Genomic DNA, 18,449 nt, shown 5'->3' on the forward strand with positions numbered 1-18,449 from the left:
GATGTCGTAGGTTCGAGTCCTACTGGCGGAGTGATAAGACACCTCAAGTTGTATAGCTTGAGTTTTTTTGTACCCAAAGATAAATAGGTCTGGAACAATTGTTCCAAACCTATTTAATTTTATTTAAGATAATCAGCTGTTTTGAATAACGGTTATTTTTCTGATGAAATAAGCGTAGCAACAAAATATGATACTTGCCAATAGACTAATCAATAAACCTGTCTTAAGACCATAGGGAATGAAGGTTAGAACAACTTTACCTTTCCCACTAGGGACATCGACTTTCATGAACCCCTTTTGAGCTCTATGAATCTTAACTTTTTTATGATTTATGGTCGCTGTCCACCCCTTATCGTATGGAATGGTGAAGAATAGTGAGGCATTCGTTTTACTACTATAATCAACGAACACTTTATTATTTGACGTCGTAACCTTGCTATCACGTTCATTAATAGTATCCATAGCTATCTGATAGTTTTGAGTATCAAGGGCATAAAAACTAGGATTATCAAAGGATATTGCTTTATTGCCAGGAAAACTAAGTTTGATGGTAACCATTGATTCTGTTTCAAAGTAGCCAAGATCGAAGAAATCAAAGGTATTGTCAGTAACTTGATTCCTTGTCACACCATTTACAGTAATTGACAGAGAGTGGTTATTGTCATCGGACCAAGAAATGTTAGGAATACTAACATAGAGTTGACTATGTGGTGGAGCGATAACTCGATAGGTGATTGTTACAAAATCTTTATTCGAGTTGCTAACGTTTTTAGCCACGCGCTGATTCAAAGACTTAGCATCTTGATCAAATAGTTGAGATGGAGCTCGTTTAAAATATGTTAAGTTAAGTCCAGATAGAGCATTTAGCAAGCTAGTTTGATTGTCAAGCGTATTGACAGTGAAGTCAATATTCTTGTAAATACCATCAGTTAAGATAGCAAGCTGGCTTGCATTATTATTTTGATAAAGCCCTATTGTTTTTTCAGAAGTTACGTGATTAAAACCATACTTATTAAGGTCAAAGTTCGATAAATTATATTTTATTCCGAAGAGACTATCAGCGATAATGGTGTTATTTTGGTAACGTAGGTTTAAATTAGTCCCTTCAGATTTGAAGCCTAACCTATCGAGTGTTGAGCTTGAAGCAGTATTTCGAATGGATGAAAACTGAGAGATACCATTATAGTTGAATTTCATACTGTCGTTACCGGTTTGAGCCTCTAACCTTTCAGTACGGTAAAAAGTCTTATTCGCTTGCTTAGTATCTGAAACTAGTTTTGTAATGGCAGACATATTTCGTAGATAGCCTTCACGAGTTGGGAATACCCACTCATTTCCCAGAGCTCCAACAACATAGTAAGTACTTAATGCAAGCTCAAAAATGCAGAATAAGAAGGTGAAACAGCGAAAAACACTCCCAGGAATTTGCTGTCTAAAATAGCTAATAAATAGAATGGCATAGGCTAGAAGAAATGCTAAGCTTAATAGCCAGGAGACAGATTCAATAAAGCTATAGTGAGATTGGAAAATCCAAGTTAGTAAGTAAGCGGTACTCAATCCTAAGAAAGATAGGAGGAGTCTTTTAAAAGAAAAGTTTTTAATTCGGTTGAGTGTTTCTCCTGCCAAAAGAACAATTAGGAGAGATAGGAGCCAAGAATAGCGATGGAGAAACATGTTGGGTGCATGCATGCCTTGCCAAAACAAATCAAGAGGCTGTAAGTAGAAGCTAGCGATAAAGAAAGCTACTAATAGGAGATAACCTATACGTAATGATAGCTTGACTTCCCTACTAATAAAGAAAAGTAGAAAAAGAATCAAAGGTAAGATTCCAACATAGATCATAGGGATTGATCCAAATTTAGTAGTATCGTAAACTCCAACGAGATTTTTCGCAAAGAAGTCAAAATAATAGGTGGACTCTGTCAACAAACTTGACGCACCTGTAAACTTTTCACCATGTGTGGTCAAGTCAAGTAGTGTAGGTAGTAACATGACAGCACTACTTAAACCAGCGAGTATAGAGACAATTCCAAAGTCTATGAAATGAAGAATCTTACTCTTCCATCCCTTGATAGTTACCAATTGTACTATGGTGTAAAGGGTTAGGAAAATAGCCATCATATAACCAAAATAGTAATTTTGGATAAAAAGACAGGTTAGGCTAAAAAAGTATAAGCCCCGTTTATTGAATCTTAGTAAGAGATGTAAACCTAATATGATTAGAGGTGCTAGAATAAAGGCATCTAGCCAGGTATTAATTTCTAACTGACTGGTAGCGAAGCTCATCAAAGCAAATCCTGTAGAAAGACATAGGATGAAACTTCTTGACACTTTTGTAAAGAGCCGCTTAAAACTAAAAGCTCCTGATAACCCAATAAGCCCGAATTTAAGTAGTGTTATATAATAAAAAGCATCGGCCATTTGGTTGACAGTAAAGAAATAGTAAAGTGGAGACAAGAAGGAACCTAGGTAATAGCTTGTTAAAGCATAGAAATTAAGCCCTAGACCACTTGTAAAGGTGTAAAAGAGGCTCCCATCTCCATGAAGTATATTCCGAAGTCCAGTTGCAAAAATCACATACTGATGAAATCCATCACTTGTTAAAATAGTCCGCTCACTACCAGGATAGATTTTTTGGCTATACAGCACCCCTATCATGATTAGTACTGGCAAGAAAAAAGCAGCCAGATAAAATAATAAAGTCGTATGGTATTTTTTATTTGTCATAATGATACTAAGACAGGTTGGGATATCCCAACCTGCATCTTTTTATAGTTTAATCAGCCCATAGTGCTTTGACTTTAGCTTGCACTTCTTCATTTTCAAGGAACTCATCATAAGTTTCATCAATACGGTCAATAACCCCATTTTTAGAAACAACTACGATGTGGTTCGCTATTGTTTGGATAAATTCATGGTCATGACTGGCAAAGATAACAGACTCTTTGAAGTCACGGACGCCATCATTCAGACTTGAGATTGATTCCAAATCCAAGTGATTAGTAGGATCATCTAGAAGAAGGACGTTAGATTTCAAAAGCATGAGTTTAGAAAGCATGACACGTACCTTTTCTCCCCCTGAGAGAACACTAACAGATTTATTAACCTCATCCCCTGAGAAGAGCATACGCCCAAGGAATCCACGCAAGAAGGTATCGTCATCTTCACCTTTTTCGGCAAATTGACGGAGCCATTCGAGAATTGATTCACCGGATGCAAAGTCTTTAGAATTGTCTTTTGGAAGGTAAGAACGGCTAGTAGTAACACCCCATTTGATTGTACCTTCGTAGTCAATATCACCGGCAAGAGCACGAATCAATGCAGTTGTTTGAATATCGTTTTGACCGATGATGGCAGTCTTATCTCCTGGTCGTAAGATGAAACTAATATTGTCAAGAATAGTCTCACCATCCATCTTAACAGTGAGATTTTCAACTGTTAGAAGGTCATTACCGATTTCACGCTCTGCTTTGAAATTGATGAATGGGTATTTACGACTTGATGGGACGATTTCTTCTAGCTCAATTTTATCAAGCATTTTCTTACGAGAAGTCGCTTGTTTAGATTTTGAAGCGTTGGCAGAGAAACGAGCAACGAATTCTTGAAGTTCCTTAATTTTTTCTTCTGCTTTGGCATTACGGTCAGCCTGCAAGCGTGCAGCCAATTCTGAAGATTGTTTCCAGAAGTCATAGTTACCGACATAGAGTTTGATTTTACCAAAGTCAAGGTCGGCCATATGCGTACACACCTTATTCAAGAAGTGACGGTCATGGGATACGACAATGACTGTATTTTCAAAATCAATCAAGAAATCTTCAAGCCAAGAGATAGACTGGATATCAAGACCATTGGTAGGTTCGTCAAGAAGAAGTACATCAGGTTTACCAAAGAGTGCTTTTGCAAGGAGCACTTTCACCTTGTCACCATTAGCCAATTCACTCATGTTTTGATAGTGAAGGTCTTCTGGGATATTTAGATTCTGAAGTAATTGTGAGGCTTCGCTTTCAGCTTCCCAACCACCTAATTCAGCAAAGAGTCCTTCTAATTCAGCAGCACGGACACCATCTTCATCTGAAAAATCTTCTTTCATGTAGATGGCATCTTTTTCTTTCATGATATCGTAGAGGCGTTCATTCCCCATAATAACAACATCGATAACGCGTTCTTCTTCATAGTCAAAGTGGTTCTGACGAAGGACAGAAAGACGTTCATCAGGACCAAGCGAGATGTGCCCTGTTGTTGGTTCAATATCACCAGCTAAAATTTTCAAAAAAGTGGATTTACCAGCACCATTAGCACCGATAAGACCATAAGTATTACCTGGCGTGAAGGCAATGTTAACATCATCAAAAAGTTTACGATCGCTAAAACGAAGCGATACATCTGATACAGTAAGCATATAATATCCTTTATTTTTATTCTTAACTACTATTTTACGAGAAATTAGACTTTATTTCAATCGATTTTACAAGGGATTAATAAAGTCATTTGGAACTCTTTGGTAATCTTTTTGGAGGCTAAATCCACGTCCCATAACTGTAGAAGCAGGAACAATGACGATAAAGGCAGTTTCATCTATTTTTTGGATTTCTTCTTGGACTTTTGGAACCTCATGAGTTGACAAGGTAGTCATAATCATATTTTGTGCATGTCCGGTATGTCCACCAAGAACTGGGATTTTTGTTGCTCCTCGATCAGCCACTCTAGTGATGTAGTTTAGGATTTGTTCACTATTTTGCGAAATGATTAGAAGATTTCGTGATGAATTGAGTCCGACCATCATTTTATCAATTGTAAGAGAAACAACTCCAAGTGAGAGAATGGAATACATAACAGTATCAGGAGGAAAGGCAATAGCACTGATTGCGACAATGATCCCATCGACAATAAGTAGTACCATTCCTAGTGGGAGTGGCGTATATTTGTTGAGAATTTGTGTGATAATTCCAGTTCCTCCAGTTGAGGAATTTCCATAGAAGACTATTCCTAGTCCTAGCCCTAATACAATCCCACCAAAAATAGCAGCCAACAAAGGTTGTTTGGTGAGTGTAGGTAAGCCCTCAGTTAATTTAATAAAAGTTGGGAAGACAAGAGACCCATAGAAGGTTTTTAGGAGAACTTCGCGTCCAAGAAAGAACCAACATAAAATTAACAAAGGGATGGTTGTTGCTAAGACGAAGTTAGCATTATTCCAACCAAAAAGGGCGTTTAAACTAATGGCTAGTCCTCCGACACCACCTGAAGCAATATTATTCTTAACTAAAAGTGAGTTATAGCCAACCGCAGCAATAAAAGAACCGAGTGTAACTAAAAGTATGTCTATTATTCGACGTTTCATATATTATCTCCTAGAAATGATATTCTTATTATCAAGTCTTTTTAAGTTTCCGTCAAGTAATGACTATTTTGGTTGTATCTGAGGTTGTGTTTCACGTGAAACTAGAAACATAATCTTGACAAAAATAGATAAAACAATGTAGAATAATAGTCATCAGAAGAGTAATTCTATCCTTTTTTATAGAGAGCTGGTGGTTGCTGAAAACCAGTATGAAGGTGGAATGAATGGGCTGAAGAGAATTGACGATTAACGTGAACACATAAACGTTAGGTTTGGCACCCCTTATCGTGCAACTTCTTTGTTGAGAAGGTTTGAGATGATAGCTGCAGAAAGAGTTATCAACTGAGGTGGTACCGCGTATCAAAAGTGATTAACGCCCTCACGCATGTTTTTGCGTGGGGATTTTTTTGTATTAGAGAGGTAATTATATGACGAAACCTATTATTTTGACGGGAGACCGTCCAACAGGGAAACTTCATCTAGGACACTATGTTGGTAGTTTAAAAAATCGTGTCCTTTTACAAAACGAAGATAAATATAACATGTTTGTCTTCTTGGCTGATCAGCAAGCTCTTACGGATCACGCAAAAGAGTCAGAGATCATCAAAGAATCAATTGGGAATGTTGCTTTAGATTATCTCTCTGTAGGTTTGGATCCAGCGAAGTCAACTATTTTCATTCAAAGTCAGATTCCTGAGTTGGCTGAGTTGACTATGTATTATATGAACCTAGTTTCATTGGCACGTTTAGAGCGTAACCCAACGGTTAAGACGGAAATTGCTCAAAAAGGTTTCGGAGAATCGATTCCAACAGGCTTTCTAGTTTATCCAATTTCTCAGGCAGCTGATATCACGGCCTTTAAAGCAAATTATGTTCCTGTAGGTAATGACCAAAAGCCAATGATTGAGCAGACACGTGAAATTGCACGTAGCTTCAATCATACTTATAATTGTGATATTTTGGTTGAGCCAGAGGGAATCTACCCTGAAAATGAAGCTGCAGGACGCCTTCCAGGTCTAGACGGTAATGCTAAGATGTCTAAATCCTTGGGTAATGGTATCTTCCTTTCAGATGATGAGGACACTGTTCGTAAAAAAGTCATGAGCATGTATACGGATCCAAATCATATTCGTGTGGAAGATCCAGGCCAAATTGAAGGTAATATGGTTTTCCATTATCTTGATATCTTTGGTCGCGAAGAGGATGCTACTACAATTGCTGAAATGAAAGAACATTATCAACGAGGTGGTTTAGGAGATGTGAAGACAAAACGTTATCTTCTAGAAATCTTAGAACGTGAGTTAGCTCCAATTCGTGAACGCCGTTTAGAATATGCCAAGGATATGGGAGAAGTTTTCCGTATGCTTGAAAAAGGTAGTCAAGCAGCGCGTGAAGTTGCTGGACAAACATTGGCAGAAGTAAAAGAAGCAATGGGAATTAATTATTTTTAAGAAATAAAAAGTAGGGACTCAAGATAATCTGGAGCCCTATTTTTATTTGGAAAAAGGTTTTCTTAGAATCTTATGCGAAATCTGTTGACAAATCATTTTAGCATGATATGATATTATCAATTAAAAAATAGACTGGGGTTTCTGTACCTCAAAACTTTGAGAAAAGAGGACGATTATAATGTCAAATTGGGACACTAAATTCTTGAAAAAAGGTTACACTTTTGATGACGTATTGCTTATTCCTGCGGAAAGTCATGTTCTACCAAACAACGTCAACTTGAAGACGAAATTGGCTAAAAATTTGACATTAAATATCCCAATTATCACTGCAGCCATGGATACGGTAACAGATAGTAAGATGGCTATCTCAATTGCTCGTGCAGGTGGTTTGGGTGTCATTCACAAAAATATGTCTATTGCGGAACAAGCTGAAGAAGTTCGAAAAGTAAAGCGCTCTGAAAATGGTGTCATCATTGATCCATTCTTCTTAACGCCTGAAAATAAAGTTGCTGAAGCTGAAGAGTTGATGCAACGTTACCGTATTTCAGGGGTTCCAATTGTTGAGACACTTGAAAATCGTAAATTGGTTGGTATTATCACAAACCGTGATATGCGTTTTATCTCTAATTACGATACTCCAATTTCAGAACACATGACTTCTGAAAAATTGGTCACTGCTCCAGTTGGAACAGATCTTGAAACAGCTGAAAGTATTCTCCATGAGCATCGTATTGAAAAGCTACCTCTAGTTGATGAAGAAGGTCGTTTGTCAGGACTCATTACTATTAAGGATATCGAAAAAGTTATCGAGTTTCCTAATGCAGCTAAGGATGAGTTCGGTCGTCTTTTGGTAGCAGGTGCTGTAGGGGTTACTTCTGATACCTTTGAACGTGCAGAAGCTCTCTTTGAAGCAGGCGCAGATGCTATTGTCATTGATACTGCACATGGTCATTCAGCAGGTGTTCTTCGTAAAATTGCTGAAATTCGTGCCCACTTCCCAGACCGTACTTTGATTGCAGGAAATATTGCAACAGCTGAAGGTGCCCGCGCACTATATGAAGCAGGTGTCGATGTCGTTAAAGTAGGTATCGGACCAGGTTCTATTTGTACAACACGTGTGGTTGCGGGTGTAGGTGTTCCTCAAGTCACTGCTATTTACGATGCTGCTAGTGTTGCGCGTGAATACGGAAAAACAATCATTGCTGATGGTGGTATCAAATACTCAGGTGATATTGTAAAAGCTCTTGCAGCAGGTGGTAATGCTGTAATGCTTGGTTCTATGTTTGCTGGTACTGATGAAGCACCAGGTGAAACTGAGATTTTCCAAGGTCGTAAATATAAATCATACCGTGGTATGGGATCAATTGCAGCGATGAAGAAGGGATCAAGCGATCGTTACTTCCAAGGTGCAGTTAATGAAGCGAATAAACTTGTTCCAGAAGGAATTGAAGGCCGTGTAGCTTATAAAGGTTCTGCTGCTGATATTGTATTCCAATTGATTGGCGGTATCCGTGCAGGTATGGGGTATACAGGTGCAGAAGACATCCAGGCTTTACATGATAAAGCTCAGTTTGTTGAAATGTCAGGTGCAGGACTTATTGAAAGTCACCCTCATGATGTTCAAATTACTAACGAGGCGCCTAACTACTCAGCTCATTAATAAACATAAAAGTACTTATCTCAGATAAGTACTTTTATGTTTACAGAGGTATTTACAATAAGTTTACAACGTATTTACTTGAGTATAGTTGTTAATAAAGGATTTAGGCTGAAAGGTTTTACAACTTATTAGGTGATGCTTGTCACATCTGTCAATTGCCAAAAAATAGAAAAACAAGCCATTTAATCGACTTGTTTTTCATAAATATTACCATTCTTGACTAAGAAGGTCTTTAAATCAGGTGGTAGGTTACTCAGATGATCAAGTGAAGTTGTCGTCATGAAGGTTTGAACCTCTTCGTCAATACTTTCTAACAGTTTAAGTTGACGGTGGTTGTCAAGCTCACTCATGACATCATCGAGGAGAAGAATAGGAAATTCACCTGTTACTTTTTTTATCAGAGCAATCTCAGCCATTTTTAAAGAAAGAATGAGGCTACGTTGCTGCCCCTGACTGCCGAAAGATGCGTTCATGTCATTGATGTAAAATGTCAAATCATCCCTATGTGGACCAACACCAGTGTTCTTTTTGAAGATATCTCTTTTGTGATTTTGCTTTAACGTGGTTAAAAATGATTCGCGAATAACTTTGTTATTTTCCAGTGGAATATTAGATTCGTAGGAGATTTTAAGGCGCTCTATATGATTTGAGAGGTTACTATGATGTCTATCTGCCTCCTCCTCTAATTGCTTGATAAATTCTAGTCTATGTTCGATAACTCGTGCTCCAAAATCGGAAAGCTGTTCATCTAACACTGAGAGGAAATTAATGTCTACATTGTCAGTAGATTTGAGATAGGCATTACGTTGTTTGAGTACATGATTATAACTTGATAAGTCTGAGAGATAAACAGGCTTAATCTGTCCTAAATCAATATCTATAAATTTACGCCTTAGGCTTGGAGATCCTTTTATAAGTTGTAAATCCTCAGGAGCAAAGAGCACCACCGTCATGTGACCGATATAATCGGATAATTTAGCTTGTTTGAGATGGTTGACCTTTGTTATGCGTCCTTTATTAGATAAACTGATTTCCAGAGGTAGCTTCCCACTATAACGATGCACAATGCCGTTCAGTTTGAGAGCATTTTGCTGAAATTGAATCAGTTCCTTATCTGAACGGGTCCGATGACTACGTGTCAATGCTAGAAAATAGATTGCCTCAAGAATATTTGTTTTTCCTTGAGCGTTGCGACCAAGAAAAATATTGAGATGAGGTGAGAAGCTCACAGAGGCTTCAGTATAATTTCTAAAGTGTTGAATATCAATTTTTTCGAGCCACATAGTTAGGTTCCTGGAAAACGAACGGGTTTTCGTTTAGTTTTATTGCTTTCTTTTGACGGATGTGCTTTTTGTTTCTTTTTATTATCCTGATTCATTTTTTTAACAATGGCAGCAACACGTGCTTTTTCAGCGACTTCTTTTTGATGTTCTTCAATTTCATTTGTCGTTGGAGCTACAATCGTTATTTCAAGTTCCTCAGACGGAATGGTAATAACATCTCCATAACGAAGTTTTTTTCCACGACGTTTTTCATCCTCACCGTTGAATAAAACGGTATTATTAGCCAAGAAACCTTTTATAGCTCCGCCACTATGAATGATACTTAATTCTTTTAAAAGTGCCTGCAGTGTGATGTATTCATCAAATAATTTATATTCCATAGTACCTCAACTTTCTCTTGAGATAAGATAGCATAAAAATGGTATAATTGGAAGCATAAACTTTTTAGAGGTTATCAATGAAAATTGCTGATGGTGTCTATGTACACTTCATTCCAACACAAAAATATAAAACTAATCGTATTGTTTTTCGAATGACAGGTTCTTTGAATAAACAAACAATTGCTAAACGAGCCCTAGTTTCACAAATGTTGGCTACAGCCAATCAGACGTATCCAACAGTACAGTCTTTTAAAGAGAGACTAGCTTCTCTTTATGGAACACAGTTGTCAACTAGAGTGTCAACTAAAGGGTTGACACATAGCGTTGACATCGAGTTGACATATCTGAAAGATGCTTTTATTCCTACGAATGAAGGATTATTTTGGGAAGTGCTAGGATTTTTGAAAGATTGTCTTTACAAGCCACTGTCAAGAGTAGCTCAATACCAAAATAAAGTATTTGACATAGAAAAACAAAATTTAATGACCTACCTGGACGTTGATACAGAGAATAATTACTATTACAGTGAAGTTAAAGGAAGAGAGCTTTATTTTGTAAACGAGGGATTGAAAGTTCCCAAATATGGTCAAGCAGAACTTGTTGAAGTAGAAACCTCGTTTACAGCTTATCAAGAATTTCAAAGCATGTTGACAAGAGATCGTATTGATATCTTTATGGTTGGTGAATTTGATGATTATCAAGTACTCCAAGCGTTACATCGTTTTCCTTTGGAGGGACGTCAAGTTGATTTACAGTTTAGCTATAGTCAACCTTATGTCAACGTTGTGAAAGAAAAGATAGAACCTAGACAGAGTAGTCAATCTATTTTACAGCTAGGGTACCAATTTCCGTGTCAATATGGAGATAAAGATTACTTTGCTTTAATTGTATTCAATGCCATGTTCGGTGAATTTGCCCATTCAGCCTTGTTTACAACACTTAGAGAAAAGGAAGGGTTGGCTTATTCAATTAGTAGTCAATTTGATATCTTTACAGGTTTACTGGAAGTTTACGCTGGAATTGAAAAATCTAATAGAAATCAGGCTATGCGAGGAATTAGTAGAGAATTGAATTACATTAAATTAGGACGTTTTTCAAGTTCTCTCCTGAATCAAACCAAAAAAATCATACGAATGAATGCCCTACTCTCTGAAGATCATGCCTTAACATTAGTGGAACAACGTTTTAATAAGGTGATTTTTGGCGATAAAAGTCTTTCATTGGAGAATTGGTTAGATGAGATTGAGAAGGTTACTAAAAAAGATGTTTGCCGTGTAGCGCGTCAAGTTAAGCTACAGAGTTTGTTCTTTTTAGAAGGAGTGTCTTAAAATGGCTGCTTTGAAGAAACGTTATTATCAAAAAATTGATGAAGAAGTTTATTCAGCAATTTTAGATAATGGTATGTCTTTATCAATCATTAAGAAAAAAGGATTTGTAGAAAAAGCCGCCTTTTTGTCAACAAATTTTGGGGCGCTAGATAATCACTTTTATATTGATGGTGAGTCACAATCTTACCCTGCAGGTATTGCTCATTTTCTTGAACACAAGCTATTTGAGGATGAGCAGGGAAGGGATGTGACATTGGATTTTGTCAAGCTTGGAGCTGATGTCAATGCTTTTACAACATTGGAGAAGACAACATATTATTTTTCTACCCTTGACCACTTTGAGGAGTCTTTAGAGCTTTTATTAAAGTTTACATCGAGCTTTACAAGTTCTGAAGATGCTGTCAATCATGAAAAAAGAATTATTGAACAAGAGATAAATATGTATCAGGATGATCCTGACTACAGAGTTTATCTAGGTTGTTTACAAAGTTTGTATCCTAATACTATATTAGGACAAGATATTGCTGGAAGTGTTGATAGCATTGAAGAAATTACTGTAAAGGACTTAAAAGATAATTTTGATTGCTTTTACAGGCCAGCAAACTGTCATCTCGTCTTAGTGGGCGATTTTGATGTTGGAAACATTTACACTCTTGTCAATGAAAAACAAAGTAAGTTTACACCACCTGAGAGAATAGTCGAGAAAGAAAAGCACCCTATTGAGTCAGATATCCAAAAATTAGATAGTCTTCAAATGGAGATATTCATCTCAAAACTAGCCATTGGTTTTAAGAGTGTTCCTTTTACTGATAATCGTATGAGAGAAAATATACTGGTACAGTTATTGTTCAATTTACTGTTTGGCTGGACGTCTCCTTATTATCAAAATTGGTATGCTGAAGGAAAAATAGACGAGTCTGTGTCAATTGAATACGAGGTATCTAATCGATATTCATTTGTCGTTATGACTATGGACACTGCAGAGCCTATCCGTATGTCAAGTTTAATTCGTCAAGTGATGACATCGGCAGATAAAAAACGATTGTTGACGGAAGAAGCATTGGATTTACAAAAGAAAGCCTTGTATGGTGAATTTTTACGTAGTCTAGACAATATCCAGAATTTAGGGAGCCAATATTTAGCGTATTTTGAGAATGATAAAACATACTTTGATTTTGGTCAGGAACTGATGAGCATTACTTCCAAGGAGTTGAAGGATTTTTTGAATCACTATCTCTCAAATATGGAGATTACCGATTTTGTTGTCTTCCCTAAATAAGTGATTATTTGCTATAATAGAGACACGAAAACAAAGAAGAATATTAGAAAGGGGAAAAATGAAGTTACACTCTCTAGGTGAGCAATTACGTGCAGCGCGTATAAAGAAAGAGTTAAGTTTGTATGATGTAGAAAAATTTTCTGGAGTCGAAGCCCAGTTTCTTCTGGCTATGGAAATGGATCAACTTAAGGCTTTGCCAGAGGACATTCAGCAAGAGGCGCTTGAAAAGTATGCCACTTCGGTTGGTTTAGATGGAAAACGTCTGTTTGAGGAGCAGAGACAGAATGAGCAAAAACTAAAAAAAGAGAAGAAACCAGTTGAACGTAAGGAAGATACCTTAGCTGCTAAAGCTCCCATGTCACGCTTTTTAAAGCATAAACGTGAAGAAAAAAGAAAGTCTAACTATCTACCTTTACTAGTGCTTAGTGCGGTTTCGTTACTTATCATCTGCTCAGTAGGTTATATTATTGTTAGACATCTTTCTAATCAACCTCAAGTGATAAAACCAAATACTATCTCTACAGTTAATCATCTGTCGACGGCTAGTAAGGCTAAATCGTCACGAAGCATTTCTGAGGTTACCGTTTCGGGGGCAAATGTTACAACGACAACTCAAGGTAATCAACTAATGGTTGATTTCTCCAATGTAAATTCTTCAGTAGTTTTAGATGTGGAGTTATCAAAAGATAGTGATGACACATGGTTTTCAGTAGATAACTCAGATACTTCAGAGAGTTACCTCCTTTCAAAAACGAAAAATTCAAAATACTCTTTAGATTTTTCTGGTAAAACTAAACCAACTCAAATTATTATTGCTCAATCTTCAAAAGTAACTCTAAAGGTAAATGGGGAGTCACTTGATTTATCTCAATTAGATAAAAATACACCTAGCTACCTCACATTAAGAATCCAATAGAATCGAGAAGAAATGTTTAAAAAAGAAAATTTACCTAATTTATTGACACTTGCTAGAATTGTTTTGATTCCTATCTTTTTACTGATGACATCACTTGCGTCAAGTAATGTCATGCATATTGCTGCGGCGGTTGTCTTCGCTATTGCCAGTATTACAGATTATTTAGATGGCTATTTGGCACGAAAATGGCATGTTGTTACTAATTTCGGGAAATTTGCAGACCCATTGGCAGATAAGATGCTAGTGATGTCAGCATTTATTATGTTAGTCGGTATTAATCAAGCACCAGCCTGGGTGGTTTCAGTTATTATCTGTCGTGAGCTTGCAGTCACAGGTCTTCGTCTTTTATTAGTGGAGAATGGTGGTACAGTTCTCGCTGCAGCTATGCCTGGTAAGATTAAGACAGTGACTCAGATGTTATCTATTATTCTATTATTGTGTCATCTGCATTTTGTAGGAACAATTATGCTTTATATTGCTTTGTTCTTTACAATTTACTCAGGCTATGATTATTTCAAAGGTGCAGGTTTCTTATTTAAGGATACTTTCAAATAGTACGATAAATCAATGATTGAAATAAAAAATTTAAAGTTTAAATATCATCAAGATCAACCATCCTATATTCTTGATGATGTATCGTTTCACGTGAAACGTGGGGAATGGTTATCCATTGTAGGGCATAATGGTTCTGGAAAATCCACGACAGCACGTCTTATTGACGGACTATTAGTGGCAGAGTCTGGGCAGATTATTGTTGATGGTCAAGAATTAACAGAAGACAATGTCTGGGATATCCGTGATAAGATTGGTATGGTCTTTCAAAATCCAGATAATCAATTTGTTGGGGCAACTGTTGAAGATGATGTTGCTTTTGGTCTTGAAAATAAAGGTGTTCCCTATGAAGAAATGGCTTCAAGAGTTCAAGAGGCTCTGGAATTTGTAGGAATGTCAGAATTTAAGGATAGAGAGCCAGCTAGATTATCTGGAGGCCAAAAACAACGTGTGGCTATCGCAGGTATTGTAGCTATGAGACCATCTATTTTGATTTTGGATGAGGCAACTAGCATGCTTGACCCAGAAGGTCGCCAGGAATTGATTCAATCTATTAAAGCTATTCGTAAAGAATACGGAATGACTGTTTTATCAATTACTCATGATCTCGATGAGGTCGCTTTGAGTGACCGTGTTTTGGTTTTGAAAAAAGGTAAAGTGGAGTCTGTTTCAAGTCCTCGTGAACTATTTAGTAGAGGCTCAGAGTTAGTTGACTTAGGTTTAGATATCCCTTTTAGTGCATTATTAACTCAAAAGCTAAGAAATAAAGGTCTGATAGATTGTGAAGACTATCTGACAGAAAAGGAATTGGTAGAACAACTATGGGAATCTCTCTCAAAAATGTAAGTTATATCTATCAAGCGGGTACTCCTTTTGAGGGGCGTGCCCTTTTTGATATGACGACGACGATAAAAGATGGTTCATATACGGCCTTTATTGGACATACAGGAAGTGGTAAATCTACTATTATGCAGCTCTTGAATGGCCTTAATTTACCCACTAGTGGTCAGGTTCACGTTGATGATACGATCATAACCAGTCAATCAAAGAATAAGGACATAAAACCAATTCGTAAGAAGGTAGGTTTAGTTTTTCAATTTCCAGAAAGTCAGTTATTTGCAGAAACTGTTTTAGAAGATGTTGCCTTTGGACCTCAAAATTTCGGAGTTTCTAAGGAAGAAGCAGAACAACGTGCTATTGAAAGTCTAAAATTAGTTGGACTCCCGGAAGAGTTTCATGGACAGAATCCTTTTGATTTATCAGGGGGACAAATGCGACGTGTTGCCATCGCAGGGATTCTAGCTATGCAACCAGATATTCTAGTGCTGGATGAACCGACTGCCGGTCTAGATCCACAGGGCCGGAAGGAATTGATGTCTCTCTTTAAGGAGTTACATCTTTCTGGAATGACGATTGTTTTAGTTACTCACTTGATGGATGATGTTGCCGATTATGCGACAGCTGTGAATGTTATGGAAAAAGGGCAACTAGTGTTGTCGGGAGCTCCTAAAGATGTTTTTCAAAAGGTTACTTTTCTTAAAGAAAAGCAGTTAGGTGTTCCTAAAATCACAGAGTTTGCGCTACAGCTACAAGAAAAAGGTTATCAATTTGAAAGTCTCCCTATTACAATCGAGGAATTCGTAGAGGTGGTGTCGCATGGATAAGTTAATTATTGGACGTTATATTGTTGGGGACTCTTTTATACACCGATTAGACCCTAGAAGTAAATTATTAGCCATGCTGATTTATATTGTTATTATCTTTTGGGCTAATAATCCCTTAACTTATGCTGTAATAACTTTATTTACACTTTTCTTGGTTTTCTTGTCTAAAATAAAACTTGGTTTCTTTTTAGGTGGAATCAAACCAATGATTTGGATTATTTTATTTTCTACCCTATTTCAAGTTTTCTTCAATACAAAAGGGAGTGTGCTTTGGTCTATCGGCTTTTTAAAGATTACGGAAGTCGGTTTAAATCAAGGTTGGATGATATTCCTTAGATTTATCCTCATTATTAGTTTTTCCACCCTACTTACTCTAACGACAACACCTTTAAGTTTATCTGATGCAGTTGAATCACTTTTAAAACCTCTTACTGTTTTCAAAGTGCCAGCACATGAAATTGGTTTAATGCTATCTTTGAGTCTACGTTTTGTACCAACTTTGATGGATGATACGACTCGTATTATGAATGCTCAAAAGGCGCGTGGTGTTGACTTTGGTGAAGGAAATATTATTCAAAAGGTACGGTCAATAATACCTATTTTAATTCCTTTGTTTGCATCAAGCTTTAAACGAGCAGATGCTTTGGCGATTGCTATGGAAGCACGAGGCTATCAAGGTGGTGAAGGACGAATAAAATATCGTCGACTTTCATGGAATGGTCGAGATACCTTATCAATTATTGCTATTTTAGCTTTAGGATTAATGCTTTTTTATCTTAAGAGTTAATTCGTTGAGATAAATAAAAACTAGATCTTAAGACCTAGAAGTTTTAGATGGACGCCCACGTAGGCGTTCTTTTTTCGTCTAATCCCAACCTACTTGTAATATTTTTAATATCCCTAACAAGGGGATGTTATATTTCCAAGGTATCATAGATACATGGTTATAGTTCTTCAGCTTAATCTGGATTGAGAAATCCCTATATAGAGAAAGCAAGTTGATTTACCCATTAGTCATAAACAATAAAATAACTTAAAATCTTTGACTAATATGGATTGGACTATAAATAGATAAAGGAGCATCATCATGCAAAAAAAGAATACATCTAACACTAAAAAATTAGGTCTTTTTGGACTTGTTACAGTAGCAACACTTGGGGCAACAGCTTTAGCTAATGCAGAAACTTACACAGTTCAAAAAGGTGATACACTTTCAGCTATTGCTAAGAAAAATGGTACGACCGTAGATGAAATCGTTTCAAAAAACGGTATTCAAGATGCCAATAAGATTTCTATTGGTCAAAGCTTAACAATTAATGAAACAACTGAAGAGACTACAGAACCTTCAGCTACAACAGCTACAGCGGAAGCAGCTGTTGAATCAACACAATCAACAGAGTCTACACAAAGTGAAGATACTCAAGCGACCAATACAAATCTTTCTTCTTCAGAGGTAGCTGCCAAAGAAGAAATCGCTCAACGTGAGTCAAGCGGTAGCTATACAGCTCAAAATGGGCAATATTATGGACGTTACCAATTAGCATCATCATATTTGAACGGAGACTTGTCTCCTGAAAATCAAGAGAAGGTAGCAGATAATTATGTAGCAAGCCGTTATGGTTCATGGACAGCAGCTCTTGCTTTCTGGAATGCTAATGGTTGGTACTAAATCATTATTACTGACTTATGAGGAAAACTTGTAAAACCTCATACAAATAAGGGGAAAATGCCAGAATCTTGGCATTTTTTTATTAAAATGATAAATCATTGTAACATTAGACATAATACAAATAATCGGCAGTAATATTACTAAGTTATGATGAATGTAACTAGAATTAACTAGGAGGGATTTATGTTTAAAAAAAGTTATAAGGGACGCCGTATCAAATTAGCAGCGAAGAAATCATTGGCGGTACTAGTGGCAATTGTAACAAGTTTTATTGTCATTTTGGCAGTATCACTGTCTACACTAATTAATAAAGGGTTGGTTAATGCATTTTCAGATTCTGTTACCCCAGCACCTTCAACAGCATCAACAACGTCAGAATCGACAGCAGATTTAGTTAAATCAACAGAAATTAGCTCAAGCAAAGAGAATAAAGCTAACAAAGAAAAGGTTGAAGAAAGTAAGCCTCAGTCAGAAACAACAGGAGAATCGGTAGAATCAGCTGAAAAGTCTCAGTCAGATACTGCCACTATAAGCGCTGCTTCAACGAATACTGATACTACGTCGACTCAAATACTTGGAACAGCTCCTTCGGTTGCTGCAACTGGTAGTGGGTCAGTTGTTCTCTCAAATGGGAACACTGCAGGAGAAGTTGGTTCTTATGCGGCGGCACAGATGGCAGCAGCTACTGGTGTTCCTCAGTCAACTTGGGAGTCAATTATTGCGCGTGAGTCAAATGGTGATCATACTGCAGCAAATGGTTCAGGTGCATCAGGTCTTTTTCAAACAATGCCTGGATGGGGCTCTACTGCAACAGTTGAGGATCAAATTCAATCAGCCTTGAATGCCTATAACGCACAAGGTTTGTCAGCTTGGAATTACTAATATTAATAGAAGTTGGGAGCATGCTCTCAGCTTTTTAATTTGGATGT

At 37.0% G+C, this 18,449-nt stretch carries 16 protein-coding genes and 1 other annotated feature; of the genes, 11 read left to right on the forward strand and 5 right to left on the reverse strand.

Going from position 1 to position 18,449, the window contains the following annotated elements; all coding sequences use genetic code 11:
* Nucleotides 1-132: 132 nt before the first annotated feature.
* The 3 genes from HMPREF2877_RS03190 to HMPREF2877_RS03200 all read right to left on the reverse strand — a co-directional run bounded on the left by HMPREF2877_RS03190 (nucleotide 133) and on the right by HMPREF2877_RS03200 (nucleotide 5,338).
* Nucleotides 133-2,727 carry a YfhO family protein gene (locus tag HMPREF2877_RS03190; protein ID WP_049528176.1) on the reverse strand — a complete coding sequence of 865 codons (2,595 nt, stop codon included), beginning with the start codon at nucleotides 2,725-2,727 and terminating at the stop codon, nucleotides 133-135.
* Nucleotides 2,728-2,776: 49 nt separating this feature from the next.
* Nucleotides 2,777-4,399, reverse strand: a complete 1,623-nt coding sequence (locus HMPREF2877_RS03195) for an ABC-F family ATP-binding cassette domain-containing protein (protein WP_014635203.1) — start codon at nucleotides 4,397-4,399, stop codon at nucleotides 2,777-2,779.
* A gap of 66 nt (nucleotides 4,400-4,465) precedes the next feature.
* Nucleotides 4,466-5,338 (reverse strand): YitT family protein, encoded by an 873-nt coding sequence (locus HMPREF2877_RS03200; protein WP_002883963.1) that lies wholly within the window; start codon nucleotides 5,336-5,338, stop codon nucleotides 4,466-4,468.
* Between the two features lie 144 nt (nucleotides 5,339-5,482).
* Nucleotides 5,483-5,722 (forward strand) — a binding site (T-box leader).
* A gap of 44 nt (nucleotides 5,723-5,766) precedes the next feature.
* Between HMPREF2877_RS03200 and trpS the strand changes: the two genes are divergently transcribed.
* Nucleotides 5,767-6,789, forward strand: a complete 1,023-nt coding sequence (gene trpS / locus HMPREF2877_RS03205; protein WP_002883969.1) for a tryptophan--tRNA ligase — start codon at nucleotides 5,767-5,769, stop codon at nucleotides 6,787-6,789.
* 178 nt (nucleotides 6,790-6,967) lie between these two features.
* Complete coding sequence (guaB, locus tag HMPREF2877_RS03210; RefSeq protein WP_013991341.1) at nucleotides 6,968-8,449, forward strand: IMP dehydrogenase; 1,482 nt, start codon at nucleotides 6,968-6,970, stop codon at nucleotides 8,447-8,449.
* A 182-nt stretch (nucleotides 8,450-8,631) separates the two neighbouring features.
* On the opposite strand, the gene recF is transcribed toward guaB, so the two are convergent.
* Nucleotides 8,632-9,732 carry a DNA replication/repair protein RecF gene (recF, locus tag HMPREF2877_RS03215; protein ID WP_045769304.1) on the reverse strand — a complete coding sequence of 367 codons (1,101 nt, stop codon included), beginning with the start codon at nucleotides 9,730-9,732 and terminating at the stop codon, nucleotides 8,632-8,634.
* A gap of 2 nt (nucleotides 9,733-9,734) precedes the next feature.
* Entirely contained in the window at nucleotides 9,735-10,112 is a 378-nt protein-coding gene (gene yaaA, locus HMPREF2877_RS03220; protein ID WP_014635201.1) for a S4 domain-containing protein YaaA, read from the reverse strand.
* A 77-nt stretch (nucleotides 10,113-10,189) separates the two neighbouring features.
* Here yaaA and yfmF point away from each other — a divergent pair, with 77 nt between their 5' ends.
* The 9 genes from yfmF (at nucleotide 10,190) to HMPREF2877_RS03265 (ending at nucleotide 18,402) form a co-directional block, all read left to right on the forward strand.
* Nucleotides 10,190-11,440, forward strand: a complete 1,251-nt coding sequence (yfmF, locus tag HMPREF2877_RS03225; protein ID WP_045769305.1) for an EF-P 5-aminopentanol modification-associated protein YfmF — start codon at nucleotides 10,190-10,192, stop codon at nucleotides 11,438-11,440.
* Between the two features lies 1 nt (nucleotide 11,441).
* Nucleotides 11,442-12,719: an EF-P 5-aminopentanol modification-associated protein YfmH gene (gene yfmH / locus HMPREF2877_RS03230; RefSeq protein ID WP_070578650.1), complete on the forward strand. Its 1,278-nt coding sequence runs from the start codon at nucleotides 11,442-11,444 to the stop codon at nucleotides 12,717-12,719.
* Between the two features lie 58 nt (nucleotides 12,720-12,777).
* The gene (locus tag HMPREF2877_RS03235; protein ID WP_013991336.1) at nucleotides 12,778-13,635 is read left to right on the forward strand and encodes a helix-turn-helix domain-containing protein; all 858 of its coding nucleotides are present in this window, start codon (nucleotides 12,778-12,780) and stop codon (nucleotides 13,633-13,635) included.
* Between the two features lie 12 nt (nucleotides 13,636-13,647).
* Nucleotides 13,648-14,190, forward strand: coding sequence for a CDP-diacylglycerol--glycerol-3-phosphate 3-phosphatidyltransferase (gene pgsA, locus HMPREF2877_RS03240; RefSeq protein ID WP_002885640.1), 543 nt, complete (start codon nucleotides 13,648-13,650; stop codon nucleotides 14,188-14,190).
* A 12-nt stretch (nucleotides 14,191-14,202) separates the two neighbouring features.
* Nucleotides 14,203-15,033 (forward strand): energy-coupling factor ABC transporter ATP-binding protein, encoded by an 831-nt coding sequence (locus HMPREF2877_RS03245; protein ID WP_002885731.1) that lies wholly within the window; start codon nucleotides 14,203-14,205, stop codon nucleotides 15,031-15,033.
* Nucleotides 15,009-15,851 (forward strand): energy-coupling factor transporter ATPase, encoded by an 843-nt coding sequence (locus HMPREF2877_RS03250; RefSeq protein WP_045772057.1) that lies wholly within the window; start codon nucleotides 15,009-15,011, stop codon nucleotides 15,849-15,851. Before HMPREF2877_RS03245 ends, HMPREF2877_RS03250 begins: the two co-directional genes overlap by 25 nt.
* A complete protein-coding gene (locus tag HMPREF2877_RS03255) occupies nucleotides 15,844-16,638 on the forward strand; it encodes an energy-coupling factor transporter transmembrane component T family protein (RefSeq protein ID WP_045001313.1) in 795 nt (264 codons plus the stop codon). The genes HMPREF2877_RS03250 and HMPREF2877_RS03255 overlap by 8 nt, the downstream gene beginning before the upstream one ends.
* A 300-nt stretch (nucleotides 16,639-16,938) precedes the next feature.
* Nucleotides 16,939-17,520 carry an aggregation-promoting factor gene (locus HMPREF2877_RS03260; RefSeq protein WP_014632483.1) on the forward strand — a complete coding sequence of 194 codons (582 nt, stop codon included), beginning with the start codon at nucleotides 16,939-16,941 and terminating at the stop codon, nucleotides 17,518-17,520.
* Nucleotides 17,521-17,703: 183 nt separating this feature from the next.
* Entirely contained in the window at nucleotides 17,704-18,402 is a 699-nt protein-coding gene (locus HMPREF2877_RS03265; protein WP_014632484.1) for a transglycosylase SLT domain-containing protein, read from the forward strand.
* Nucleotides 18,403-18,449 lie beyond the last annotated feature (47 nt).

This window comes from Streptococcus sp. HMSC072D03, from assembly GCF_001812855.1.
Lineage (GTDB): Bacteria > Bacillota > Bacilli > Lactobacillales > Streptococcaceae > Streptococcus > Streptococcus salivarius_D.